Source organism: Aeromonas sp. s7(2024) (assembly GCF_040907825.1).
GTDB classification, from domain to species: domain Bacteria; phylum Pseudomonadota; class Gammaproteobacteria; order Enterobacterales; family Aeromonadaceae; genus Aeromonas; species Aeromonas veronii.
Map to the genome: position 1 here is coordinate 163165 of NZ_JBFOCM010000035.1, position 24777 is coordinate 187941.

Genomic DNA, 24777 nt, shown 5'->3' on the forward strand with positions numbered 1-24777 from the left:
CCATCAGGCGCCCTTTCATCACAACAATGCTGATTACTCGTCGATGGAGCGCAGCAGGGCGTTGATGCCGACTTTGGCACGGGTTTTGGCATCGACCTTTTTGACGATCACCGCCGCGTAGAGGCTGTACTTGCCGCACTTGGAGGGCAGGGAGCCGGAGACGACCACGGAGCCAGCCGGTACACGGCCGTAGTGGATCTCGCCGGTTTCGCGGTCATAGATGCGGGTGGACTGACCGATGAAGACGCCCATGGAGATGACGGAACCTTCCTCGACGATCACCCCTTCAACAACTTCGGAGCGGGCACCGATAAAGCAGTTGTCTTCGATGATGGTCGGGTTGGCCTGCAGCGGTTCCAGTACGCCGCCGATGCCGACGCCGCCGGAGAGGTGGACGTTCTTACCGATCTGGGCGCAAGAGCCGACAGTGGCCCAGGTATCGACCATGGTACCTTCGTCAACGAAGGCGCCGATGTTGACATAGGAGGGCATCAGCACGGTATTGGGGGCGATAAAAGAGCCTTTGCGGGCTGTTGCCGGCGGCACCACGCGCACACCCGCTTCCTTGAACTGCTCAGCGGTGTAGTTGGAGAACTTGAGGGGAACCTTGTCGTAGTATTGGGCATCGTCGCCCTTGATGATGCCGTTGTCGTTGATGCGGAAGTAGAGCAGTACCGCTTTCTTCAACCACTGATGGACAACCCACTCACCGGCGATCTTCTCGGCAACCCGTGCTTTGCCGGAGTCCAGCAGGTCGATGGCTTGCAGGATGGCGGACTTGGTGGCGCTATCCACGGAGCCCGGAGTAATGGTGTCGCGGCGCTCGAAGGCCGCTTCAATGATCTGTTGCAACTCGGTCATGACAGGTTTCCTTTAAAAAATTCTGTTTGTTGTATCACACTTTTCCGACCCTTTTTAAGGGGTTGACCGGAATTCTTCCGGCCAGCGACCATTTCTTCATCCGGTGTGCGCCAACCAGTTGTTTGGTATGGCAAAAAACGCCCGACAATCAGCCTCTTTCGAATCACTCTTCGCTTAATCCAGTACCGACTGTTGGGGATTGAGTTGGTGTACCAGTCGCTCTTCGAGCTGTTTTTGCTGCTCGGCGGTCAATGGTTCGCCATCGAGGCTGGTCAGGCTGAAAAAGTCCTCGACCCTCTCACCGAAAGTGGCGATTTTGGCGGCGTGGAGCGACAGCCCGCACTGCTGGAAAACGGCACCGATCCGGGCCAGCAGGCCGGGGGTATCGAGGGCCGTCAGCTCCATCAGGGTGTGACGGCTCTCCCCTTTAGTGGGCGAAGAGCGGGGCAGGAAGACCACCCGGGTCGGCACGCTGAACTGACGGTGGCGCCGCGACAGCGGCTTGTTGCGCAGCACCAGCTTGCCCGGCTCCTGCAGCGCCTTCTCCAGCGCCTTCTTGATGGTGGCGGTACGGTTGGGGCTGATGGGTTCGCCGCTTGGCTCCAGTACCACGAAGGTATCGAGCACATAGTTGCTGCGCGAGTTCATGATCTGGGCGTCGTGGATGTTAAGGTTCTTCTGATCCAGCGCCGAGGCCACGGTGGCAAACAGATTCGGCGTGTCGCGGCAGTAGATAAACACCTCGCTGCCGCCGCGGGTCGGGTGTTTGCCGATGATCACCAGCGGTGCCGGATTGTCGCCATGCTCGATGATGTGGCGGCAGTGCCAGGCGATCTGCTCCGGGCTGTGGCGCAGGAAGTAGTCGGCCTTGAAATCGGCCCAGAGCTGATTGATCGCCTCTTCCGATACATCCCGTTGCGCAAGCAGTTGCTTGGCCTGACGCTGGTTTTCGCGAATGCGCAGCCGCATGTCGGGCGGGTTCTCCAACCCCTGGCGCAGCGCCTTCTGGGTCGCGAAGTAGAGCTCCCGCAGCAGGGTGCCCTTCCAATCGTTCCACAGGGTATCGTTGGTGGCGCAGATATCGGCCACGGTGAGGCAGTAGAGCAGGTCGAGATGCTGCTCGTCGCGCACCTTCTGGGCAAAATCGGTGACCACGTCGGGGTCATAGATGTCGCGGCGCTGGGCGGTAACCGACATCAGCAGGTGATGGCGCACCAGCCAGGCGACCAGTCGGCTCTCGTAGCGATCCAGACCGTGCAGCTGGCAGAACTCCAGCGCATCGACGGCGCCGAGCTCCGAGTGATCGCCACGCCGCCCCTTGGCGATATCGTGGAACAGGGCTGCGATGCTGAGTAGCTCCGGTTTGCGCAGCCGGGTGAAGACCTCGTGGCAGAGCGGGTGGCTCTGGCGACTGGCCGGATTGGGAAACTGATGAATGTTCTTGAGCAGCCGATGGGTGTGCTCATCTACCGTGTAGGCGTGGAACATGTCGAACTGCATCTGGCCGACGATCAGGTTCCATTGGGGCAGATAGGCGGCGAGGATGCCGTATTTGTGCATCAGGGTGAGCGGCAGGCCGATGCCGTTGGGGTGGCGCAGCAGCGCCATAAAGAGGCGACGGCAGTCGGGCAGATCCTGCAACCAGCAGTTGAGTTTGCGGCGCGCCTCGCGCAGTTGGCGCAAGGTGGCGGAGTGGATCCCTGCAATCTCGGGATGCTGGGCCATCTGATAGAAGAGGCGCAGGATAGCGGCCGGTTCACGGCTAAACAGCTCCGCATCCACCGCATCGATGAGGCGGCCACGGAGCTGGAACTCGTCGGAGAGGCGGCGCACATCCATGGCGGTGTTGCCGAGGATCGCCTCGTCAAACAGCTGCAGCAGCATCTCGTTGAGCTCGGAGACCCGCCGTACCGTCTGATAGAAGCGTTTCATCATCTGCTCGACCGGAGTGTTGCCTTCCCCCTCGAACCCCAACATCTGGGCCACGGTGCGCTGGCGATCGAACAGCAGGCGGTTATCCCCCTTATTGATGGCCATGTGCAGGGCGAAACGCACCTTCCAGAGAAAATTCTGGCAGTCGAGCAGCTCGCGGTACTCGGCGCGGTTGAGAAAGCCGTGGCTGGTCATCTCGAACAAGGTAGTGGCGCCAAAGTGGCGGCGGGCGACCCAGGCGAGGGTTTGAATGTCGCGCAGGCCGCCCGGATTGCTCTTGAGATCGGGCTCCAGCTTGTAGGCGGTGCCGAGAAACTGTTGATGACGCTCCGCCTGCTCCTGGCGCTTGGCGCGAAAGAAGGCTTCGCTTGGCCAGAAGTGCTGGGGGCCGGTGGCCTCTTTCAGTTGCCGGAAGCCCTCCTGGCGGCCTGTGATGTAGCGGGCCTCGATGAGGTTGGTGGCGACCGTGATATCGGCGCGCCCCTGCTCGAGGCACTCCGCCACGTTGCGCACCGCCTGACCCACCTCCAGCTTGAGATCCCACAGCAAGGTGATGAACTCGCCGATGCGCAGCCCCAGCACTTCGTCCAGTTCGTCGCCATCATAGAGGATCAGCAGGTCGATGTCGGAGTGGGGGTGCAGCTCGCCACGGCCATAACCGCCTACCGCGATGAGGGTGAGGTCGCTCTTGTCGAAGCCGAACTTCTGCCACAACCGGCAGAGCAACTGATCCATGTACTCGGAGCGGGTGGCGACCAGCTCGATGATGTTGTCGCCGGCATCGAAACGGGCGTGCAGCCAGCCGAGAAAGCGGCTCAGGTACTCTTTGCAGTTGTCGCGAGTGAGCTGGTCATCGGGTAACAAATGGGGGGAAAGCAGGCTGGCGTCCATGGCATCTCACACGCAAGTGGCAGGCAAACGGCTGAAACAGAAGTAAAAACCCCGGCGCTTTGGAAGTTCAGGGCCGGGGTTCGATGTTAGCTGTGTTTGATGAAGCGGTCGATAGTGTCATCGGGGCGCAGGGTGAGCACCTCGCAGCCATCCTCGGTCACCAGCAGGGTGTGTTCCCACTGGGCGGAGTCGCCGCCATCCTTGGTGGTTACGGTCCAGCCATCCTTCGGATTGACCTTGCAGTGATACTTCTTGCTGTTGACCATCGGTTCGATGGTGAAGCACATGCCCGCTTTCAGCTCCAGCTTGCCGCTGTTGCGGTAGTGGAGGATCTGCGGCTCTTCGTGGAACTCGGCACCGATACCGTGACCGCAGTAGTCACGCACCACGGAGAAGCCGGCCTTCTCGACGATGGGCTGGATCACTGCGCCGATTTCGGTGATACAGGCACCCGGACGCACCTTCTTGATGGCGGCGTAGAGGCTCTCTTGCGCAACCTTGCAGAGCTGGCGGCGCAGCGGGGTGGTTTCACCCACGATGAACATGGCCGAGGTATCGCCGTGGTAGCCATCCTTGATGACGGTGATATCCAGGTTGATGATGTCGCCATCACGCAGCTTCTTGTGATTCGGGATACCGTGGCAGATCACATCGTTCACCGAGGTGCAGATGGATTTGGGGAAGCCGTGGTAGTTGAGCGGAGCTGGAACCGCCTGTTGTACGTCTACAATATAGTCGTGGCAGAGGGTGTTCAGTTCGTCAGTGGTGACGCCAGCTTTGACATGGGGCGCAATCATGACCAGCACATCGGCGGCCAATTGGCCGGCAACGCGCATCTTTTCAATCTCTTCCGGTGTCTTGATTTTAATGGACATGGGATCTCTCTTGCGGCCTGCCACTGGGCCTGCGAGGGCAGACAGGACAGGTAATGAAAAATAGATGCGTTTGCAATCAGGGCAAAATTTTATCCGCAACCCCCGCGTACTTCCAGTGTGATTGTCATCACAACGTCAAATCAGCGTCGCAGCATCCTCTGGCGCGATCCATATTTACACCTGTTTAGGGTGTCGGCCGGTGGTGTCCTGAACAAAGTTATGGTATAAAGCGCGCCGGAATGGGGAACTTGCGTCCCGATTTCATCACCCTTACTTAAACAACACACACACATCGACACATATGCCGGGGTGCCTTAACAGGTCGGTTATATGGGATGTGTGGAGGCCTAACCCCAATACAGAGGTATAAAATGGCTAAAGTTTCTATGCGCGACATGCTGCAAGCCGGCGTTCACTTCGGTCACCAGACTCGTTACTGGAACCCGAAAATGAAATCCTACATCTTCGGTGCCCGCAGCAAAGTTCACATCATCAACCTGGAAAAAACCGTTCCGATGTTTGACGATGCCATGAACTTCATCAGCTCCGTAGCTGCCAAGAAAGGCAAGGTACTGTTCGTTGGTACCAAGCGTGCCGCGTCTGAAGCCGTAAAAGAAGCCGCTGAGCGTTGCGACCAGTTCTATGTAAACCACCGCTGGCTGGGCGGTATGCTGACCAACTGGAAAACCGTTCGTCAGTCTATCAAGCGCCTGAAAGATCTGGAAACCCAGAGCCAAGACGGTACCTTCGACAAGCTGACCAAGAAAGAGGCGCTGATGCGTACTCGCGAAATGGAAAAGCTGGAGAAGAGCCTGGGTGGTATCAAGAACATGGGCGGCCTGCCTGACGTTCTGTTCGTTGTCGATGCCGACCACGAGCATATCGCTATCAAAGAAGCCAATAACCTGGGTATCCCGGTAGTTTCCATCGTTGATACCAACTCCAACCCGGACGGCGTTGACTATGTCATCCCGGGTAACGACGACGCTATCCGTGCCGTACAGCTGTACCTGAATGCTGCTGCTGACACCGTACTGGAAGCTCGCGCTCAGGACATCGTTGTTCAAGCCGAACAAGATGGCTTCGTTGAAGCTGAGTAATTGATAAGGACTGTAAAGCCCTTATTAACCAAGCTGATGTAATTGGTTAGCAGGGGCCCTTGTGGCCCCTGTTTCTTGTCAATTCAAGACCGAGGATACTGGACATGGCTAACGTTACTGCCGCCCTGGTAAAAGAACTGCGCGAGCGCACTGCCGCTGGCATGATGGATTGCAAAAAAGCACTGGAAGAAGCTGCTGGTGATATCGAGCTGGCAATTGAGAACATGCGCAAATCCGGTCAGGCCAAAGCCGCCAAGAAAGCTGGCCGTATCGCCGCTGAAGGCGTTATCTTTGCTCGCACCGAAGGCAACGTTGCCGTCATGATCGAGCTGAACAGCGAAACCGACTTCGTCGCCAAAGATGCCAGCTTCATGGCAATGGGCCAGAAGATCGCTGACATCGCTGCGACCCAGAAAATTGCTGACGTTGACGCGCTGAAAGCCGCTGACTTCGGTAACGGCGAATCCGTCGAGCTGACCATCACCAACCTGATCGCCAAGATCGGTGAGAACATGAACCTGCGTCGCGTGATGCTGGTTGAAGGTGACAACCTGGGTACCTACGTTCACGGTTCCCGCATTGGTGTTATCACCAAGCTGACCGGTGGTTCTGCCGAGCTGGCCAAAGATCTGGCCATGCACGTTGCTGCCAACAGCCCGCAATTCGTCAAGCCTGAAGACGTGTCTGCTGAAGTCGTTGCCAAAGAGCGCGAAATCCAGATCGACATCGCCATCAACTCCGGCAAGCCGAAAGAGATCGCCGAGAAGATGGTTGAAGGCCGCATGAAGAAGTTCACCGGTGAGGTTTCCCTGACTGGTCAACCGTTCGTGAAAGATCCTTCCATGACCGTTGCCGAGCTGCTGAAGAAAGAAGGCGCTGACGTTGTTTCCTTCACCCGTTTCGAAGTGGGCGAAGGCATCGAGAAGCAAGAGACCGATTTCGCTGCTGAAGTTGCAGCCCAAATCGCGGCCGCTCAAAAGGCCTAATCGAACCGGTTTTTCCGTTTCCCCAGACCGCGACTTATGTCGCGGTCTTTATATGACCAGGAATCAGTGACATGAGTACCAATCCCAAACCTGCATACAGACGTGTTCTTCTGAAGTTGAGTGGTGAAGCCCTGCAAGGATCCGAGGGTTTCGGCATTGATCCGGCGGTGCTGGAGCGGATGGCCCAAGAGATCAAAGAACTGGTTGAGTTGGGTGTTCAGGTCGGTCTGGTCATCGGTGGCGGCAACCTGTTCCGTGGTGCCGGTCTTGCCAAAGCGGGCATGAACCGCGTGGTGGGCGACCACATGGGTATGCTGGCAACCGTGATGAACGGTCTGGCCATGCGTGATGCCCTGCATCGTGCTTATGTGAATGCCCGTCTGATGTCTGCCATCTCCCTGCAAGGCGTCTGCGACTCCTACAGCTGGGCCGAGGCAATCAGCCAGCTGCGTGCTGGCAAAGTCGTTATCTTCTCTGCCGGTACCGGCAACCCCTTCTTCACTACCGATTCTGCGGCTTGCCTGCGCGGGATCGAGATCGAAGCTGACGTGGTGCTCAAAGCCACCAAGGTTGATGGTGTATACAACGAAGATCCGGTCAAGAATCCGGATGCCGTGCTGTATCATGAACTGAGTTATGATGAAGTTCTTGAAAAAGAGCTCAAGGTGATGGATCTTGCTGCCTTTACCCTGGCACGTGACCATGATCTGCCGATCCGCGTGTTCAACATGAACAAACCGGGTGCCCTGCGCCGGGTTGTCATGGGTGAACCGGAAGGCACTCTGATCCACCACGTTGGTAAATAAGATAAAAGTGAGCCACCTGGCGCTCTTATCCTATCCATCACGTCAGTAAATAAGATAGACACGGGCCGTGTAGCGGCTCGTTCGCCAAAAGGAAAACCACTGTGATCAACGAGATTAAAAACGACGCCAAGGACCGTATGGGCAAGAGCGTAGAAGCGCTCAAGACTCAAATGTCCAAGATCCGTACCGGCCGCGCTCATCCGAGCCTGCTCGACGGCATCCAGGTTGAGTATTACGGTGCTGCCACTCCGCTGAAACAGTTGGCCAACGTCGTGGCAGAAGATGCTCGCACCCTCTCCATCTCCATTTTTGACCGCTCCATGATCCAGGCGGTAGAGAAGGCGATCCTGACCTCCGATCTGGGCCTGAACCCGTCCAGCAATGGCCAGACCCTGCGTGTGCCGCTGCCGCCGCTGACCGAAGAGCGCCGTCGCGACCTGACCAAGATCGTCCGTGCCGAAGCGGAAAACGCCCGTGTTGCCGTGCGCAACATCCGTCGTGATGCCAACGCTGATCTGAAAGCGCTGCTGAAGGACAAAGAGATCTCCGAAGACGATGACCGTCGCGCCCAGGAAGAGATCCAGAAACTGACCGACTCCTACATCAAGCTGGTCGATGAGGCCCTTGCCGTAAAGGAGAAGGAGCTAATGGAAATCTAACCGTCTGAAAGGTATATTACGAGCGCCGTGTAGTGCCCCTGCACGGCGCTTTTGTCTTTGTGGGAGAATTACATGTCGCTTTTGGCTGCGTTGGGTGATTGTGCCAACTCGTCTTTACCCCGTCACGTCGCCATCATCATGGATGGTAACGGTCGCTGGGCCCAGAACCGAGGCAAAATGCGGGTTTATGGCCACAAGGCGGGCGTCAAGTCAGTGCGCGAGGCCGTTACCTTTGCTGCGCGTGCCAAGATCGAGGCATTGACCCTGTTTGCATTCTCCAGCGAGAACTGGCGCCGCCCGGAAGGGGAGGTCAGTGCCTTGATGGAACTGTTCATCACAGTGCTGGGTCGTGAGGTGCAGAAACTGCACAACAACGGGATCCGGCTCAAGGTGATTGGCGATACAGCTCGCTTTAGTGAGCGGTTGCAGGCCAAAATCGCCAAGGCGGAGGCCTTGACCGCCAATAACAAAGGGTTGACCCTGAACATTGCGGCCAACTATGGCGGCCAGTGGGATATCGCCCAGGCGACCCGCAAGCTGGCTAAAGCAGTGGCGGCCGGTGAACTGGCCGCTGACGACATTGATGAATCCATGTTGACCCGTGAGGTTTGCATGGCCGATCTGCCACCCGTGGACCTGTTGATCCGCACAGGTGGCGATCATCGCATCAGCAACTTTGTGTTATGGCAGCTCGCCTATGCCGAGCTCTATTTTACCCCGGTATTGTGGCCCGATTTCAACGAGGCCGAGTTCAGTGAGGCGGTCGCCTCTTTCGTTGCCCGCGAGCGTCGCTTCGGTTGCACGGGTGAACAGATACGGGAATTGAACGCCGAGCAGCAGACCGGCTAAACCCCGCTCCCAAGAGAGAGGTTTCTTTTGCTAAAACAACGAATTATTACTGCTTTGATGTTGATCCCCCTGGTGTTGGGGGCCCTCTTCTTTCTGCCATTGAAATTTTTTGCCCTGTTGGCTGCGCTGGTGTTTTTGTTGGCCAGTCGCGAATGGAGCGGGTTTGTCTCTGCTGCTCCGCAGCAATGGTTACCCATCGTATTTTGTCTGTTGCTCGGTGCCAGCCTCTTTTGGCTGCCGGTGGAGCAACTCTGGACGCCCCACCTGCACCCCCTCGTGATGGGCGTGCTCTGGACCGCGGTAAGCTGGTGGTTGCTGGGTCTGCTGCTGGTGCTGCGTTATCCCCAAAGCGCCAAGCTGTGGAAAGAGTCTATCTGGCTCAAGTCGCTGTTTGGTCTGGTGACCCTGGTTCCTTTCTTCTGGTCGCTGGTCGCTATCCGTGGTTACAACTTTTACCATGACCCCATGATGGGGGCCTGGATCCTGTTGTTCGTGATGGGACTGGTCTGGGCGGCAGATTCTGGCGCGTATTTTTTCGGCAAGGCGTTCGGTAAGCGCAAGCTTGCCCCCGCCGTCAGTCCGGGCAAAACCATTGAAGGAATGTGTGGCGGCCTCTTTACCGCCAGCCTGTTGGCCATCGGCGTTACCTGGTCGATGGGATTTGTTCCTGCCAAGATGATCACCGTGCTGTTTTGCTCTCTGCTGGCGGTGCTGGCCTCCGTACTCGGCGATCTGACCGAAAGCATGTTCAAGCGCGAAGCGGGCATCAAGGACTCCGGCACCCTGCTGCCGGGTCATGGCGGCATTCTCGACCGGATTGACAGCCTGACCGCCGCCCTGCCGGTGTTTCTGCTCAGTTATCTGCTACTCAGTCAGGAGTTTTGATGCACAAGTCATTGGTTATTCTGGGGGCCTCCGGCTCCATCGGTCAGAGTACCTTGAAAGTGCTGCGCCATAACCCGGGCAGTTGGCAAGTGTTGGCGTTGACCGCCGCCCGCAACGTGGATGCCATGTTGCGGGACTGCCTCGAATTCTCCCCCCGTTTTGCCGTGATGGTCGATGAGGAGGCCGCCCGTGAACTGGCTGCCCGTCTGAAAGCGCACGGCAGTGCGACCCAGGTCATGTCTGGTGCAGCAGCCCTTTGCGAGGTTGCCGCTCACCCCGACGCCCATAGCGTGATGGCCGCTATTGTGGGGGCGGCCGGACTGGCCCCGACCATGGCCGCGGTACGTGCCGGCAAGCGTATTTTGCTGGCCAACAAGGAGGCGCTGGTGATGTCCGGTGCTTTCTTCATGGAGGCCGTGCGTGAGCATGGTGCCGAGCTGCTGCCCATCGACAGCGAACACAACGCCATCTTCCAGTGTCTGCCGACTGCCGTGCAGCGCCAGCCCGGTTTTTGCGATCTGGCGGCGGCGGGGATCAGCAAGATTTTGCTGACCGGCTCCGGCGGCCCGTTCCGTTACACCGAGATAAGCGAACTGGCCAAGGTGACGCCAGCGCAGGCCATCGCTCATCCCAACTGGTCGATGGGGGCAAAGATTTCGGTCGACTCTGCCACCATGATCAACAAGGGGCTGGAGTACATCGAGGCGCGCTGGTTGTTCAATGCGGCGCCCGAGCAGATCCAGGTGGTGATCCACCCGCAGTCGGTGATCCACTCCATGGTGCAGTACAAGGATGGCTCCGTGCTGGCTCAGCTGGGCAATCCGGATATGTGTACCCCCATCGCCCATGCGCTGGCTTATCCCAATCGCATCCCCTCCAGTGTGGAACCTTTGGATTTCTTCAGTGTCGGAGAGTTCAGCTTTATCCGGCCTGATTATGATCGCTATCCCTGTCTGGCGCTGGCCATCAATGCCTGCCAGAAGGGACAAGCGGCGACCACTGCGCTCAATGCCGCCAACGAAGAGGCGGTTGCCGCCTTCCTGGCCGAACGAATTGGCTTTATGGATATTGCCCGGATCAACGAGTCTGTGATGCTGGCGCTGGAGAGCAGCGCTGTGAGTTCACTCGATGATCTGTTTGCCCTGGACGGTGCGGCCAGATCCCGTGCTCACTACCTGATTGAGGAGCTTGGTTGATGGGCGGTGTATTGTGGAACATCGGTGCTTTTGTTGTTGCCCTCGGCCTGCTGGTCGCGGTGCACGAGTTCGGCCACTTCTGGGTTGCCCGCCGTTGTGGCGTGCGCGTTGAGCGCTTCTCCATCGGTTTTGGCAAGGCGATCTGGCGCCGGATGGGTAAGGATGGCACCGAATATGTGCTGGCGCTGATCCCGCTCGGCGGTTACGTCAAGATGCTCGATGGCCGGGTCGATGAACTCAAGCCCGGTGACGAGCAGTATGCCTTCAACCACAAGAGTGTCTGGGCGCGGATGGCGATTGTCGCCGCAGGTCCCATGGCCAACTTCGTCTTTGCCCTGTTTGCCCTCTGGCTGATGTTTATCATCGGGGTGCCGAGCGTCAAGCCGGTGATTGGTGAGGTGCGTCCGGCATCCATCGTGGCTGAGGCGGGTGTGCTGCCAGGGATGGAGATTGTCGGGGTTGGCGATGAGCAGACCGGTGACTGGGAGAGCGTCACCTACGCTCTTATCAGTCATCTGGGTGATGATGCAGTGACTCTCAAGGTGCAGGCACCCAATACCAGCTATGCCACCGATAAAACCTTGTTGCTGACCGGCTGGACCTTCGATCCGGATAAAGAGTCGCCCATCGGTAGTCTGGGGATCGTCCCCTTGAGTGGCAAAGTGCTGCCAGTCGTGGCTGTCGTGGTGGCCAAGAGTGCCAGTGAAAAGGCGGGGCTGCAGGTCGGTGACCGTATCAAACAGGTCGGCGATCAGCCCATTACCGCGTGGGCCCAGTTTGTCGAGCTGGTGCAGCAGGCACCGGGCGAACCCCTGCAAGTGGTGGTTGAGCGCAACAACAGTGATCTCAACGTGACCCTGACCCCGGATAGCCGCAAGGTGCAGGGCAAGCTGGTAGGATTCGTCGGTCTCTCGCCGCAACTGGTTCCATTACCGGATGAATATCGAATTCTGTTACAGTATGGGCCTTTGCAGGCGCTGTGGCATGGCGCGGACAAGACTTGGAGCCTGATCACGCTCACCTTTGACATGATTGGCAAGTTGATCGGTGGCATCGTGTCGCTGGACAACCTGAGCGGCCCCATCTCCATTGCCAAGGGCGCCGGCAGCAGTGCCGACTATGGTCTGGTCTATTTCTTGAGTTTTCTGGCGCTGATCAGCGTCAACCTGGGGATTATCAATCTGTTCCCCCTGCCGGTGCTCGATGGTGGCCATCTGGTCTATTTCCTGATCGAAGCGGTCACCGGCAAGCCGGTATCAGAGAAAATACAGGAAGTGGGTTTCAGGATCGGCGCCGCCATTCTGATGTTATTGATGGGCATTGCGCTGTTTAACGATTTCGCTCGCCTCTGAGGCCAGAGCATCAACAAGGACACATAAGAACAAAATGGCTGTTAAAAAAGCATTGGTGTTGAGTTGCCTGCTGGGTGCCAGTTTCCTGGCCCAGGCGGCCCCTGCCTCTTTTGTGGTGCAAGATATCCAGGTCGAAGGTCTGCAACGGGTGACCCTGGGTGCCGCACTGTTGAACCTGCCGATCCGGGTTGGTGATACCGTCGACTCCGTGGCTCTGGCCAGCGCCATCAAGAAGCTCTATGCCTCGGGTAACTTCGAGGATGTGAAGGTTTACCGTGACGGCCAGGTGCTGCAGGTGATGGTCAAGGAGCGTCCGACCATCTCCAGCATCGAGTTTGCCGGCAACAAGGATATCAAAGAGGAGCAACTGACCCAGAGTCTGGAGTCCTCCGGTATCCGTGTGGGTGATCCGCTGGATCGCACCGTACTCACCTCCCTCGAGAAGGGACTGGAAGATTTCTACTATGGCGTGGGTAAATACTCAGCCAAGGTCAAGGCCATCGTCACCCCGTTGCCGCGCAACCGGGTCGACCTCAAGTTCACCTTCGTGGAAGGGGAAGCGGCCAAGATCCAGCAGATCAACATTGTCGGCAACAGCGTCTTCCCTGAAGAGAAGCTGATTGCCCAGCTCTCCCTGCGCGACGAAGTGCCCTGGTGGAACTTTACCGCCGACCAGCGCTATCAGAAGCAGAAACTGGCCGGTGATATCGAGACCCTGCGCTCCTACTACATGGACCGCGGCTATATCCGCTTCCAGCAGGAGTCTACCCAGGTCTCCATGACCCCCGACAAGAAGGGCGTCTACGTCACCCTCAACATCAAGGAAGGGGAGCAGTACAAGGTCTCCGGTGTCCAGCTCAAGGGTGACCTGATCGATCGCGGTGGCGAGATGAAGGGATTGATCCCGATCGCTGCCGGCAGCACCTACTCCGCCAGTCAGGTGACTCATACCGAAGAGGTGCTATCCAAGTTCCTCGGCCGTTACGGCTACGCCTATCCGAAAGTGGTCACCTTCCCGCAGGTCAATGACAAGACCAAAGAAGTGGAGCTGATCGTCAACGTTGAGCCTGGCCCCCGTGTCTATGTGCGCAACATCAACTTCAGCGGTAACGCCACCACCGAAGATCAGGTGCTGCGTCGCGAGATGCGCCAGATGGAGGGTACCTGGCTCTCCTCCGACAACATCGAGCAGTCCAAGAGTCGTCTCAACCGTCTTGGCTACTTCGAGAGCGTCGAAGTGGACACCAAGCGGGTGCCGGGCAACGATGACCTGGTTGACCTCGACTTCAAGGTCAAGGAGCAGCCAGCAGGCTCCATCAACGCCGGTATCGGTTACGGTACCGAATCGGGTCTGAGCCTGCAGGCGGGGATCTCCCAGGACAACTTTATGGGTACCGGTAAAAAGGTCTCCATCAACGCCAGCACCAACGACTACTCCAAGAACGTTGACCTGAGCTACAACGACCCCTACTTCACAGTGGATGGTGTCAGCCTGGGTGGTCGGGTCTACTACAACCAGTTCCGCGCCGATGATGCCGATATTGTCGATTACGAGAACGAAACCATCGGTTTCCGTCTCTCCAGCGGCTTCCCGGTCAACGAGTTCAACCGTCTCGACTTCAGCACCGGTATCGAGAGCACCAAGCTGAGTCGCCCGTCATTCAATGCCCAGAACTATCAGGAGTGTCTGAAGGACAATCCGGATACTGATGGCAATACCTACTGCTGGGATCAGTGGAATGATAACCGCCAGTCGGTACAGATGGATCAGTTCTGGAATGCTTACTCACAGGATGGTTCCAACCTCGACTTTGTGACCGTCGATGTCACCGCTGGCTGGACCCGCTCTACCCTGAACAAGGGGATGTTCCCGACTTCTGGCGATCGTCAGCGTATCAACGCCAAGGTGACCGTACCGGGCATGGAGCTGCAGTACTACAAGCTCTCTGCCGAAGATGCCCACTACTTCCCGCTCGATGCGGATCACAGCTGGGTAATGATCGGCAAGGGTCGTGTCTCCTACGGTAACGGCTATGGCGATGACTCCATGCTGCCGTTCTTCGAGAACTACTATGCCGGTGGTTTCGATACGGTACGTGGCTTCAAGAGCAACACCATTGGTCCCAAGGCGATCTACAAGACCTACAACAAGCCGGGTGCTGGCAGTTGCACGGGTTCTCAGCCGTGTGAAACTGGCTACTACGAAGGTTCCGACACCTCGGTGGGTGGTAACGCTCTGGCCGTCGCCTCACTGGAGCTGGTCTTCCCGACCCCGTTCGTCTCCGAGACCTATCGTCCGCAGATCCGTTCAACCGTCTTTATGGACGCAGGTACCGTCTGGAGCACTGATTTTGCCAACGGGGCATATCCTTGCGCCGCCGGTTCTGATTGCAACTATCTGAGCCAGGACTACTCCAACCCGGGCAATATCCGGGTCTCTGCCGGTGTCTCCCTGCAGTGGCTCTCGCCGATGGGCCCGCTGGTGTTTGCCTTGGCCAAGCCGATCAAGAAATATGAAGGGGATCGCACCGAAGTCTTCTCCTTCAACATCGGTCGTACTTTCTAAGCAGAGTTTTGCCCCCACCCATGCGGTGGGGGTCTTCAATGATGGGACGCGCGGTATGCGTGCCTCACCAGGTAACAAGACGGTCCTAACGCCGCTTGCATAATCGGGTAAATCAGGTAGCCCTCGCCATGAGGGAACAAGGAGTAAGTGTGAATAAAGCGTTGAAAGTAGCTGGTTTGAGCTTTGCACTGATGGCTGCCGGCATGGGTTCTGCCTTCGCTGAGACCAAGATCGCCGTGGTGGATATGGGCGAAGTCTTCCAAAAGCTGCCCCAGCGTGAAGCCGTTGCAGCCAAGCTGAAAGGTGAATTCGAGCCGCGCATGCGTGAGCTGCAGAAGTTGGAACAGGAAGGCCAGAAGCTGGTCGAGAAGTTCCGCAAGGATGAAGCCTTCATGAGCGCCGAGCAGAAGAAGCAGAACCAGGAGAAGCTGGCCAAGCTGCAGATGGAGTTCAACCAGAAGCGTCAAGCCTTTGAGCAGGACAACGGTCGCCGTCAGTCCGAAGAGCGCAACAAGATCCTGACCAAGGTGCAGGCTGCCATCGATTCCATCGCCAAGAGCAATGGTTACGATCTGGTGCTGGAGCGCAATGCCGCCCCGTATGCCGCCAGCAAGCTGGACATCTCCGGCCAGGTTATTTCTCAGGTAAGCAAGAGCAACTAATTGATGGCATTCACTCTCGCACAGCTGGCCCAGCAACTGGGGGCCCAGGTCCATGGCGACGGAACCCTGGAAATCCGCAAGGTAGCGACACTGGAAAAGGCCGGGGAGGGGGATATCACCTTCCTGTCCAACAAAAAGTACCGGCACTATCTGGAGCAGAGCAAGGCGACCGCCGTGCTCATTACAGAAGCGGATCTGCCATTTTGTCCCACCAATGCCCTGGTGCTCAAAGACCCCTATGTGGGCTTTGCCCGGGTAGCCCAACTGCTGGACACTACCCCGCAGCCGGCCACGGATATTCATCCGAGCGCCGTTATCGCGGCTGACGTGCAACTGGGCGAGAGAGTGGCCATCGGCGCCAATGCAGTGATCGAATCCGGCGTCGTGCTGGGTGACGATGTACGCATTGGCCCGGGCTGTTTTGTTGGCAAAAATACCCGGCTGGGAGCCCGCTCCCGGCTGTGGGCCAACGTCACCCTCTATCACAATGTGACCATGGGTACCGACTGTCTGGTTCAATCCGGCACAGTGATCGGCGCCGATGGTTTCGGTTATGCCAACGAGCGTGGCGAGTGGATCAAGATCCCCCAGCTCGGAGGTGTGACCATTGGCAACCGGGTCGAGATCGGTGCCTGTACCACCATTGACCGCGGTGCGCTGGAAGATACCCACATCGCTGACAACGTCATCATCGACAACCAGTGCCAGATCGCCCACAACGTGGAGATCGGTTACGGCACCGCCGTGGCGGGTTCCACCGTGATGGCTGGTAGTCTCAAGGTCGGCAAATACTGTATCATTGGCGGCGCTTCCGTCTTTAACGGGCATATGGAGATCTGCGACCAGGCCACCGTTACCGGTATGGCCATGGTGATGCGACCCATTACCGAGCCCGGTGTCTACTCTTCCGGCATCCCTCTGCAAACCAATAAAGAGTGGCGCAAGACCGCCGCCCGGGTGATGCGTATCGAAGAGATGCACAAGCGGTTAAGCAAGCTTGAGAAGAAGCTGGATCAAGAATAATCACGATTGGTATAGGGTACTGTTTTGACTACTGAAAAGAAGAGCCTGGGTATCCAGGAAATCATGGATCTGCTGCCCCACCGTTATCCGTTTCTGATGGTGGATCGTGTAGACGACTACGAGATCAGCGATGAGCGCAAAACCCTGCGTGCCATCAAGAACGTCTCGTTCAACGAGCCGATCTTCCAGGGGCACTTCCCGGCCAAGCCGGTGTTCCCGGGCGTACTGATCCTGGAAGCGATGGCACAGGCCACCGGTATCCTGGCTTTTACCATGGTGGGCAAGCCGTCTCCCAACGAACTCTATTATTTTGCCTCAATCGACAACGCTCGCTTCAAGCGCCCGGTCGGCCCCGGTGACCAACTGGTGCTGGACGTGGAGTTCCTGAAAGAGCGTCGCGGTATTGCCAAGTTCACCGGTGTCGCCACCGTCGACGGTGAAGTGGTCTGTACCGCCGAGCTGATGTGCGCCAAACGCGAGGTTTAACACACGTGATCGACCAGACTGCCATCATTCACGATACTGCCATCGTCCATGAGTCTGCCGTGATCGGTAAAGGGGTTGAAATCGGCCCCTTTTCTGTCATCGGCGCCGAGGTGGAAATCGGTGACAACACCTGGGTAGGTTCCCATGTGGTGATCAAGGGCCCGACCAAGATTGGTCGCGGCAACAAGATCTTCCAGCACACCTCCATCGGTGAGGATTGCCAGGACAAGAAGTACGCCGGTGAGCGCACCTTCCTCGAGATTGGCGACAACAACGTCATTCGCGAGAACTGCACCTTCCACCGTGGCACCATTCAGGATCAATCCCTGACCAAGGTGGGCAGCGGCAACCTGTTCATGGTCAACGTTCACGTTGCCCACGACTGCATCATCGGTGACAACTGCATCTTCGCCAACAACGCGACCCTGGCGGGCCACGTGGTGATCGGTGACTTCGTGATCTTTGGTGGTCTCTCCGCCATTCACCAGTTCGGTCGCGTCGGTTCCCACGCCTTCGTCGGTGGCTGCGCCGCCCTGAACAAGGACGTACCGCCTTACGTGATGGCTGCCGGCAACTACGCCAAGCCGTTCGGGGTCAACTCCGAAGGTCTGCGTCGCCGCGGTTTCAGTGCGGAGGCCATCTCTGCCGTCAAGCGTGCCTACAAAGAGATCTTCCGCTCCGGCAAGACCATCGAAGAGGTGCTGCCGGTGCTGATCGAGATGGCGCAAGCCGAACCGGCCGTCCAGCTCTATGTGGACTTCCTCAAAGATAACGAGCGCGGGATCATCCGTGCCTGATCCGGTTCGTATCGGTATCGTCGCCGGAGAGGTCTCCGGCGACATTCTGGCTGCCGGTCTGGTGCGTGAGCTGCAAGCCAGCTACCCGGATGCGCAGTTTGAAGGGATCGCCGGGCCGCGTATGCAGGCCCTCGGCGTCAAGGCCCTGTTCGAGATGGAAGAGCTCTCCGTCATGGGGATCACCGAGGTGCTGGGCCGTCTGCCGCGCATCCTCAAGGTTCGTCGCGAACTGTTGCGCCATTTTATTGCCAATCCGCCCGATATCTTCATCGGCGTGGATGCACCGGATTTCAATATCGGAGTGGAGCTGAAACTGCGCCGCGCCGGTATCAAGACGGTTCACTATGTCAGCCCCTCGGTATGGGCATGGCGTCAGAACCGCATTCACAAGATCAAGGCCGCTACCGACATGGTGCTCGCCTTCCTGCCATTCGAGAAAGCCTTCTACGACCGCTTCGACGCCCCTTGCCGTTTTGTCGGTCACACCATGGCGGATGATATTCCATTGGTGCCGGATCAGGCTGCCGTGCGTCGCAATCTCGGTATCGATGCCAATCGCCGCTGGCTGGCGGTGCTGCCGGGCAGCCGCACCGCAGAAGTGGGCTTTATGTCCCCCCTGTTTCTCGAAGCGTGCAAACACCTGACGGTGCGCTATCCGGATCTCGGCTTCATCGTGCCGCTGGTCAACCAGAAACGGCGCGAGCAGTTTATGGCCATCAAGGCCGAGGTCGCGCCGGGTCTCGACATGGTGCTGCTGGAAGGGCAGGGCCGCGAGGCGATGATTGCCGCCGACGTGGTGATGCTGGCCTCCGGCACCGCAGCGCTCGAAGCCATGCTGGTGAAAAAGCCGATGGTGGTGGGCTACAAGCTCAAGCCCTTCAGCTACTGGCTGGCCCAGCGACTGGTGAAGACCGAATTTGTCTCTCTGCCCAACCTGCTGGCCGGTCGCATGCTGGTACCGGAACTCATCCAGCACGAGTGCACCCCGGAGAATCTGGTGGAAGAGGTGAGCAAGTACTTCGAGCACGACAACAGTGCGCTGGTCAACACCTTCACCGAGCTGCACCAGCTGATCCGCTGCAATGCCGACTCGCAGGCCGCCGATGCGGTGGCGGATCTGCTCGGCAGATAACGCTATTTCGGACCGTCGATTGCGCCGCGCAGCCCGTTAATCCGTTTTCCGAGCGGTGATGCCGCGCCAGTCGACCCCTGTCAGGCCCCACGGGGCCTGTTTTGATTCAAGGCTACAAGATGATGATCGATATTCCTGACGACAAGCTGGTTGCCGGTGTGGACGAAGTGGGCCGTGGCCCCCTGGTGGGTGACGTGGTCACCGCTTCAGTCATTCTCGATCCCGCCAATCCCATTGTCGGGCTGGCTGACTCCAAGAAGCTCTCCGAGAAGAAGCGCCTCGCCCTGTTTGACGAGATCAAAGAGAAAGCGCTCGCCTGGGCCATCGGTCGCGCCACTCCGGAGGAGATCGACGAGCTCAACATCCTGCATGCCACCATGCTGGCGATGCAGCGCGCCGTGGCGGGGTTGAAGGTCACCCCCGAGCTGGTCTTTATCGATGGCAACCGTTGCCCTGCATTGCCGATGGAAGCGCGTGCCGTGGTCAAGGGCGATAGCCTGGTGGCCGCCATCAGCGCCGCTTCTATCCTCGCCAAGGTGACCCGAGATGCGGAGATGACCGAGCTGGACAGTCGCCATCCCGAGTATGGTTTTGCCCGCCACAAGGGTTACCCTACGCCTGAGCACCTCACCATTCTGGCCGAGCGTGGCCCGTTGCCCGAATATCGCAAGAGCTTCAAACCGGTGCGCCGCGCACTGGGGATCGAGTAGACCATGCCATTTAGTTTGAGCAGCGAGAGGAGATGACGATGGCTGACCCCCGTTTTATCCACCTGCGAGTCCACTCCGACTTCTCAATGGTCGATGGCCTGCAGAAGATCAACCCCATCGTCGGGGCGGCTGCGGCCAACAACATGCCGGCGCTGGCGCTGACCGATCAGATGAACATGTGTGGTCTGGTGCGCTTCTATGGCGCGGCCCACGGCAAGGGGATCAAGCCCATCGTCGGGGCCGACTTCTGGGTGCAGAGCGATGAGCTCGGCGACGAGCAGTTCCGTCTCACCCTGCTAGCCATGGATAACGACGGCTACCAGAACATCACCCTGCTTATTTCTCGCGGTTACCAGCGCGGCCACGTGCAAGGGCGGCCGGTTATCGACAAGGCCTGGCTTGCCGAACACGCCAAGGGGGTGATCGTGCTCTCCGGCGGGCGCGAGGGGGATGTGGGCAAGTTCCTGCTCAAGGGTAACCGGCAGATGACCGAGCAGTGTGTCGCCTTCTATCAGACCCACTTCCCCGATGCCTACTACCTCGAACTGCTGCGTACCGGTCGACCCGACGAAGAGGTCTATTTGCACATGGCGGTGGCTATTGCTACCGAGTTCGAGCTGCCAGTGGTCGCCACCAACGAGGTGGTGTTCCTTAACGCCGATGACTTCGACGCCCACGAGATCCGGGTGGCCATCCACGATGGCTATACCCTGATGGACAAACGCCGCCCCCGTCGCTACAGCCCCCAGCAGTACCTGCGCAGTCAGGAGGAGATGGCCGAGCTGTTTGCCGATATCCCCGAAGCGCTGGAGAACACGGTGGAGATCGCCAAGCGCTGCAATGTGACGGTGCGCCTCGGCGAATATTTCCTGCCCAACTTCCCGACCGGCGACATGACCACCGAAGATTTTCTGGTGGCCAAATCGAAAGAGGGTCTGGAGGAGCGTCTCGAGTTCCTGTTCCCGGATCCGGCGGTGCGGGCCGAGCGTCGTCCCGAGTATGACGAGCGTCTCGACATCGAGCTGAAAGTGATCAACCAGATGGGCTTCCCGGGTTACTTCCTCATCGTGATGGAGTTTATCCAGTGGTCCAAGGACAACGGCATCCCCGTTGGCCCGGGCCGGGGCTCGGGTGCGGGCTCTCTGGTGGCCTACGCCCTCAAGATCACCGACCTCGACCCGCTGGAATTTGACCTGCTGTTCGAACGTTTCCTGAACCCCGAGCGGGTATCCATGCCCGACTTCGACGTCGACTTCTGCATGGACCGACGCGACGAGGTGATCGAGCACGTTTCCGATATGTATGGTCGGGAGGCGGTCTCCCAGATCATCACCTTCGGCAGCATGGCGGCCAAGGCGGTGGTGCGGGATGTGGGCCGGGTGCTGGGTCACGCTTACGGCTTTGTGGATCGTATCTCCAAGCTGATCCCGCCGGATCCGGGCATGACGCTTGCCAAGGCGTTCGAGGCTGAGCCCAAGCTGCCCGAGCTCTACGAGCAGGATGAGGAGGTCAAAGACCTCATCGACATGGCCCGCCGCCTGGAAGGGGTGGTGCGCAACGCCGGTAAACACGCCGGTGGCGTGGTGATCGCGCCCACCAAGATCACCGACTTTGCGCCGCTCTATTGTGATGATGAGGGCCATCACCCGGTCACCCAGTTCGACAAGAACGACGTGGAGTACGCCGGTCTGGTGAAGTTCGACTTCCTGGGTCTGCGCACCCTCACCATCATCGACTGGGCGCTCGGCATGATCAACCCGCGTCTTGCCAAAGAGGGCAAGCCGCCGGTGGATATCGCCGCCATCCCTATCGATGACAAGAAGTCGTTTGACCTGCTGCAGCGCTACGAGACCACCGCGGTATTCCAGCTGGAATCCCGCGGCATGAAGGATCTCATCAAGCGGCTGCGCCCCGACTGCTTCGAAGACATGATCGCACTGGTGGCCCTGTTCCGACCGGGCCCGCTCCAGTCAGGCATGGTGGATAACTTCATCGACCGCAAGCACGGTAATGAAGCGATCTCCTATCCGGACGAGAAGTGGCAGCACGAGAGCCTGAAACCGATTCTGGAACCGACCTACGGCATCATCCTCTATCAGGAGCAGGTGATGCAGATTGCCCAGACCCTGGCGGGTTATACCCTGGGTGGCGCAGACATGCTGCGCCGGGCGATGGGTAAGAAAAAGCCCGAGGAGATGGCCAAGCAGCGAGCCGGTTTCGAGGAGGGCGCCGTCAAAAATGGCGTCGACGGCGAACTGGCGATGAAGATCTTCGATCTGGTGGAGAAGTTTGCGGGCTACGGCTTCAACAAATCCCACTCCGCCGCCTACGCGCTGGTCTCCTACCAGACCCTCTGGCTCAAGACCCACTTCCCGGCCGAGTTTATGGCGGCGGTGATGACCGCCGATATGGACAACACCGACAAGATCGTGACCCTGGTAGATGAGTGCCAGCGGATGGGGCTCACCGTGATCCCGCCGGATGTGAACACCGGCCGCTATCGCTTCTCGGTCAACGAAGATGGCCATATCGTCTACGGGATCGGGGCGGTGAAAGGGGTCGGTGAAGGCCCCATCGATGCGATCTTGAGCGCCCGGGATCAGGACGGCCCGTTCCGCGATCTGTTCGACTTCTGTAACCGGGTCGACATCAAGAAGCTCAACAAGCGGGTGATGGAGAAGCTGATCCTCTCCGGGGCCATGGATCGGCTCGGCCCCCACCGCGCCGCCCTGATGGCGACCCTGGAGGAGGCGATGCGTGCCGCCGAGCAGCACGCCAAGGCGCAGGCTGTGGGGCAGGTCGACATGTTCGGCGTGCTCACCGAAGAGATTGACGACGTCAAGAAGGCGTTTGCCAACGTGCCGCACTGGCCTGACAAGGTATGGCTGGAAGGGGAGCGCGAGACCCTCGGACTCTATCTCACCGGCCACCCCATCAACCAGTACAGCAGCGAATTGCGTCGTTATACCTCGGGTCGCCTGTGCGATCTGCATCCCACCTCCCGGGATACCGTAACCACGGCGGCGGGGCTGGTGATTGCGGCCCGCAGCATGGTGACCAAGCGTGGCAACAAGATGGGGATCTTCACTCTGGACGACCGTTCCGGTCGCCTCGATGTGACCCTGTTCAGTGAAGCGCTGGAAAAATATGAAGAATTGATGCAAAAAGACCGCATTTTGGTGGTTTCTGGACAGGTCAGCTTTGATGACTTCTCCGGTGGCCTTAAAATGTCGGCTCGAGAATTACTGGATATCAACGATGCGAGGGAGCGTTTTGCCAGAGCAATCCGCATCTCCCTCGATGAACAGCGGATTGATGATCGCTTTTTCCCGCGTTTGTGCGAGATTTTGGAGCCCGCCCGTGCCGGAGTCTGTCCGGTTCAGGTAAACTATCGTCGCCCCGGCTCCCGGGTGCGATTGACGCTCGGTACCGAGTGGCGGGTGACGCCCACCGATCAACTGATAGATGACTTGCGAGTCCTGCTTGGACGAGAGCGGGTTGAATTGGTTTTTGATTAGAGGTTCTAAGGCCCTATGAGTCTTTTTCTGGATTTTGAACAGCCGATTGCCGAGTTGCAGGCGCAGATTGATGAACTCAAACATGTGAGTGAAGGCAATCACGCCGTGGATCTGAAAGACGAGATCCGCCGGCTGGAGAAGAAAAACGAAGAGCTGACCAAGAAGATCTTCGGTGATCTGGGTGCCTGGCAGGTATCCCAGATGGCGCGTCATCCCCAGCGCCCCTACACCTTTGACTATATCGAGCATATCTTCACCGATTTCGACGAGTTGGCTGGCGATCGCGCCTATGCCGATGACAAGGCTATCGTCGGCGGCATCGCCCGTCTCGACGGTGAGCCGGTGATGGTGATTGGTCACCAGAAGGGTCGCGAGACCAAAGAGAAGATCAAGCGTAACTTCGGCATGCCGCGTCCGGAAGGATACCGCAAGGCCCTGCGTCTGATGGAGATGGCCGAGCGCTTCAAGATGCCGATCATCACCTTTATCGATACCCCGGGCGCTTACCCCGGCGTCGGTGCCGAAGAGCGTGGCCAGTCCGAAGCGATTGCCCGCAACCTGAAAGTGATGGCCGGTTTGACCGTGCCGGTGGTCTGCACCGTGATTGGTGAGGGTGGCTCCGGTGGTGCGCTGGCAATCGGCGTGGGTGACCGGGTCAACATGCTGCAGTACTCCACCTACTCCGTCATCTCGCCGGAAGGGTGTGCCTCCATCCTGTGGAAGAGCGCTGACAAAGCTTCTGTGGCTGCCGAAGCGATGGGTATCACTGCCCAGCGTCTGAAAGAGCTCAAGCTGATCGACCACGTGATCGACGAGCCCCTCGGCGGTGCCCACCGCGATGTGGAGAAGATGGCCAAAAACCTCAAGGCCCGCATCAAGCAGGATCTGGACGCACTGCGTCCGCTCGATACCGAGCAACTGCTGGAGCAGCGTTACCAGCGTCTGCTGGGCTACGGCTACTGCTAAGCGCAGCCGTCAGCCCCGAGTATTCAGGCCCCCGTCAGCGACGGGGGCTTTTTATTGCTGATGACTTGTCTTGCGGTGATTGCTCCAACACGCCCTGAAACGGCGCCGCTCACTCTTCGCGGGTGAGGGGCAGGGTTGGTATGCCACGCTGTTCGTGAGGGCTGTCATTAGCCTGCAGCATCCTGTGGCATCGCTGGCGGTGGCATGACAAGCCGCTTGATCATCCGATTGCGGCATAAAAAAGCGCCCCGGCTGTGCGGAGCGCTTTTACAGGTGTCTGGCGGTATTACAGTTCAATCTCGTCTGTAAGACCTTCATAGGCGATATCGATGGATTGCAGCTCCTTCTGCAGGCGATGTTTGTCTTTCAACGCCTCGATTTCACGCCATTTACGTTTTTTTCCCGTTGTCCCGCGGCTACGCGAACCGAGTTCAACCACCTCGTCATAATCGAAGTTGAACATTTCCATGGCTCCCTCCTTGGTTTTTATCGTTTTCACCACCCGTATAACATAACGAATCTGAA

General features: G+C 58.4%; 21 protein-coding genes. 17 read left to right on the plus strand and 4 right to left on the minus strand.

Annotated elements, in window-relative coordinates; genetic code table 11:
* Nucleotides 1-33: 33 nt before the first annotated feature.
* The 3 genes from dapD to map form a co-directional block, all read right to left on the minus strand.
* The gene (gene dapD / locus AB5Y73_RS15070) at nt 34-861 is read right to left on the minus strand and encodes a 2,3,4,5-tetrahydropyridine-2,6-dicarboxylate N-succinyltransferase (protein ID WP_005338581.1); all 828 of its coding nucleotides are present in this window, start codon (nt 859-861) and stop codon (nt 34-36) included.
* Between the two features lie 174 nt (nt 862-1035).
* Nucleotides 1036-3684, minus strand: a complete 2649-nt coding sequence (gene glnD / locus AB5Y73_RS15075; RefSeq protein ID WP_019445217.1) for a bifunctional uridylyltransferase/uridylyl-removing protein GlnD — start codon at nt 3682-3684, stop codon at nt 1036-1038.
* Nucleotides 3685-3770: 86 nt separating this feature from the next.
* Nucleotides 3771-4559, minus strand: a complete 789-nt coding sequence (map, locus tag AB5Y73_RS15080) for a type I methionyl aminopeptidase (RefSeq protein ID WP_005338579.1) — start codon at nt 4557-4559, stop codon at nt 3771-3773.
* Nucleotides 4560-4930: 371 nt separating this feature from the next.
* On the opposite strand from map, the gene rpsB reads away from it, so the two are divergent.
* The 17 genes from rpsB to accA all read left to right on the plus strand — a co-directional run bounded on the left by rpsB (nt 4931) and on the right by accA (nt 24252).
* Nucleotides 4931-5659 carry a 30S ribosomal protein S2 gene (gene rpsB / locus AB5Y73_RS15085; RefSeq protein ID WP_005303470.1) on the plus strand — a complete coding sequence of 243 codons (729 nt, stop codon included), beginning with the start codon at nt 4931-4933 and terminating at the stop codon, nt 5657-5659.
* Nucleotides 5660-5763: 104 nt separating this feature from the next.
* Nucleotides 5764-6645, plus strand: coding sequence for a translation elongation factor Ts (tsf, locus tag AB5Y73_RS15090; protein WP_005338578.1), 882 nt, complete (start codon nt 5764-5766; stop codon nt 6643-6645).
* Nucleotides 6646-6716: 71 nt separating this feature from the next.
* A complete protein-coding gene (pyrH, locus tag AB5Y73_RS15095) occupies nt 6717-7451 on the plus strand; it encodes a UMP kinase (RefSeq protein WP_005338577.1) in 735 nt (244 codons plus the stop codon).
* Between the two features lie 101 nt (nt 7452-7552).
* Nucleotides 7553-8110, plus strand: coding sequence for a ribosome recycling factor (gene frr / locus AB5Y73_RS15100; protein WP_005338576.1), 558 nt, complete (start codon nt 7553-7555; stop codon nt 8108-8110).
* A 72-nt stretch (nt 8111-8182) separates the two neighbouring features.
* Entirely contained in the window at nt 8183-8959 is a 777-nt protein-coding gene (gene uppS / locus AB5Y73_RS15105; RefSeq protein ID WP_107682447.1) for a polyprenyl diphosphate synthase, read from the plus strand.
* A 27-nt stretch (nt 8960-8986) separates the two neighbouring features.
* Nucleotides 8987-9844, plus strand: coding sequence for a phosphatidate cytidylyltransferase (locus AB5Y73_RS15110; RefSeq protein ID WP_107682446.1), 858 nt, complete (start codon nt 8987-8989; stop codon nt 9842-9844).
* Nucleotides 9844-11040, plus strand: coding sequence for a 1-deoxy-D-xylulose-5-phosphate reductoisomerase (gene ispC, locus AB5Y73_RS15115; RefSeq protein ID WP_107682445.1), 1197 nt, complete (start codon nt 9844-9846; stop codon nt 11038-11040). The genes AB5Y73_RS15110 and ispC overlap by 1 nt, the downstream gene beginning before the upstream one ends.
* Complete coding sequence (gene rseP, locus AB5Y73_RS15120; protein WP_107682444.1) at nt 11040-12392, plus strand: sigma E protease regulator RseP; 1353 nt, start codon at nt 11040-11042, stop codon at nt 12390-12392. The genes ispC and rseP overlap by 1 nt, the downstream gene beginning before the upstream one ends.
* 34 nt (nt 12393-12426) lie before the next feature.
* A complete protein-coding gene (bamA, locus tag AB5Y73_RS15125; RefSeq protein ID WP_107682443.1) occupies nt 12427-14958 on the plus strand; it encodes an outer membrane protein assembly factor BamA in 2532 nt (843 codons plus the stop codon).
* Between the two features lie 149 nt (nt 14959-15107).
* Nucleotides 15108-15620: an OmpH family outer membrane protein gene (locus tag AB5Y73_RS15130; RefSeq protein ID WP_005338563.1), complete on the plus strand. Its 513-nt coding sequence runs from the start codon at nt 15108-15110 to the stop codon at nt 15618-15620.
* A 3-nt stretch (nt 15621-15623) separates the two neighbouring features.
* Nucleotides 15624-16643, plus strand: coding sequence for a UDP-3-O-(3-hydroxymyristoyl)glucosamine N-acyltransferase (lpxD, locus tag AB5Y73_RS15135; RefSeq protein ID WP_107682661.1), 1020 nt, complete (start codon nt 15624-15626; stop codon nt 16641-16643).
* 24 nt (nt 16644-16667) lie between these two features.
* Complete coding sequence (fabZ, locus tag AB5Y73_RS15140) at nt 16668-17129, plus strand: 3-hydroxyacyl-ACP dehydratase FabZ (protein WP_005338559.1); 462 nt, start codon at nt 16668-16670, stop codon at nt 17127-17129.
* Between the two features lie 5 nt (nt 17130-17134).
* Nucleotides 17135-17926: an acyl-ACP--UDP-N-acetylglucosamine O-acyltransferase gene (lpxA, locus tag AB5Y73_RS15145; RefSeq protein ID WP_005338557.1), complete on the plus strand. Its 792-nt coding sequence runs from the start codon at nt 17135-17137 to the stop codon at nt 17924-17926.
* Nucleotides 17919-19058 carry a lipid-A-disaccharide synthase gene (gene lpxB / locus AB5Y73_RS15150; protein ID WP_107682442.1) on the plus strand — a complete coding sequence of 380 codons (1140 nt, stop codon included), beginning with the start codon at nt 17919-17921 and terminating at the stop codon, nt 19056-19058. The genes lpxA and lpxB overlap by 8 nt, the downstream gene beginning before the upstream one ends.
* Before the next feature lie 119 nt (nt 19059-19177).
* Nucleotides 19178-19768: a ribonuclease HII gene (gene rnhB, locus AB5Y73_RS15155; RefSeq protein WP_107682441.1), complete on the plus strand. Its 591-nt coding sequence runs from the start codon at nt 19178-19180 to the stop codon at nt 19766-19768.
* Nucleotides 19769-19806: 38 nt separating this feature from the next.
* Nucleotides 19807-23286, plus strand: a complete 3480-nt coding sequence (dnaE, locus tag AB5Y73_RS15160; protein ID WP_107682440.1) for a DNA polymerase III subunit alpha — start codon at nt 19807-19809, stop codon at nt 23284-23286.
* Nucleotides 23287-23301: 15 nt separating this feature from the next.
* On the plus strand, nt 23302-24252 hold the full coding sequence (gene accA / locus AB5Y73_RS15165) for an acetyl-CoA carboxylase carboxyl transferase subunit alpha (RefSeq protein WP_005338549.1): 951 nt from the start codon (nt 23302-23304) through the stop codon (nt 24250-24252).
* A 286-nt stretch (nt 24253-24538) separates the two neighbouring features.
* On the opposite strand, the gene AB5Y73_RS15170 is transcribed toward accA, so the two are convergent.
* Nucleotides 24539-24721, minus strand: a complete 183-nt coding sequence (locus tag AB5Y73_RS15170; protein ID WP_005338547.1) for a DUF3545 family protein — start codon at nt 24719-24721, stop codon at nt 24539-24541.
* Between the last annotated feature and the right edge of the window lie 56 nt (nt 24722-24777).

Coding starts and splice junctions, on each gene's coding strand:
- dapD (WP_005338581.1), bottom strand. CDS start 861: ATGACCGAGTTGCAACAGATCATTGAAGCGGCCTTCGAGCGCCGCGAC.
- glnD (WP_019445217.1), bottom strand. CDS start 3,684: ATGGACGCCAGCCTGCTTTCCCCCCATTTGTTACCCGATGACCAGCTC.
- map (WP_005338579.1), bottom strand. CDS start 4,559: ATGTCCATTAAAATCAAGACACCGGAAGAGATTGAAAAGATGCGCGTT.
- rpsB (WP_005303470.1), top strand. CDS start 4,931: ATGGCTAAAGTTTCTATGCGCGACATGCTGCAAGCCGGCGTTCACTTC.
- tsf (WP_005338578.1), top strand. CDS start 5,764: ATGGCTAACGTTACTGCCGCCCTGGTAAAAGAACTGCGCGAGCGCACT.
- pyrH (WP_005338577.1), top strand. CDS start 6,717: ATGAGTACCAATCCCAAACCTGCATACAGACGTGTTCTTCTGAAGTTG.
- uppS (WP_107682447.1), top strand. CDS start 8,183: ATGTCGCTTTTGGCTGCGTTGGGTGATTGTGCCAACTCGTCTTTACCC.
- ispC (WP_107682445.1), top strand. CDS start 9,844: ATGCACAAGTCATTGGTTATTCTGGGGGCCTCCGGCTCCATCGGTCAG.
- rseP (WP_107682444.1), top strand. CDS start 11,040: ATGGGCGGTGTATTGTGGAACATCGGTGCTTTTGTTGTTGCCCTCGGC.
- bamA (WP_107682443.1), top strand. CDS start 12,427: ATGGCTGTTAAAAAAGCATTGGTGTTGAGTTGCCTGCTGGGTGCCAGT.
- lpxD (WP_107682661.1), top strand. CDS start 15,624: ATGGCATTCACTCTCGCACAGCTGGCCCAGCAACTGGGGGCCCAGGTC.
- rnhB (WP_107682441.1), top strand. CDS start 19,178: ATGATGATCGATATTCCTGACGACAAGCTGGTTGCCGGTGTGGACGAA.
- dnaE (WP_107682440.1), top strand. CDS start 19,807: ATGGCTGACCCCCGTTTTATCCACCTGCGAGTCCACTCCGACTTCTCA.
- accA (WP_005338549.1), top strand. CDS start 23,302: ATGAGTCTTTTTCTGGATTTTGAACAGCCGATTGCCGAGTTGCAGGCG.
- AB5Y73_RS15170 (WP_005338547.1), bottom strand. CDS start 24,721: ATGGAAATGTTCAACTTCGATTATGACGAGGTGGTTGAACTCGGTTCG.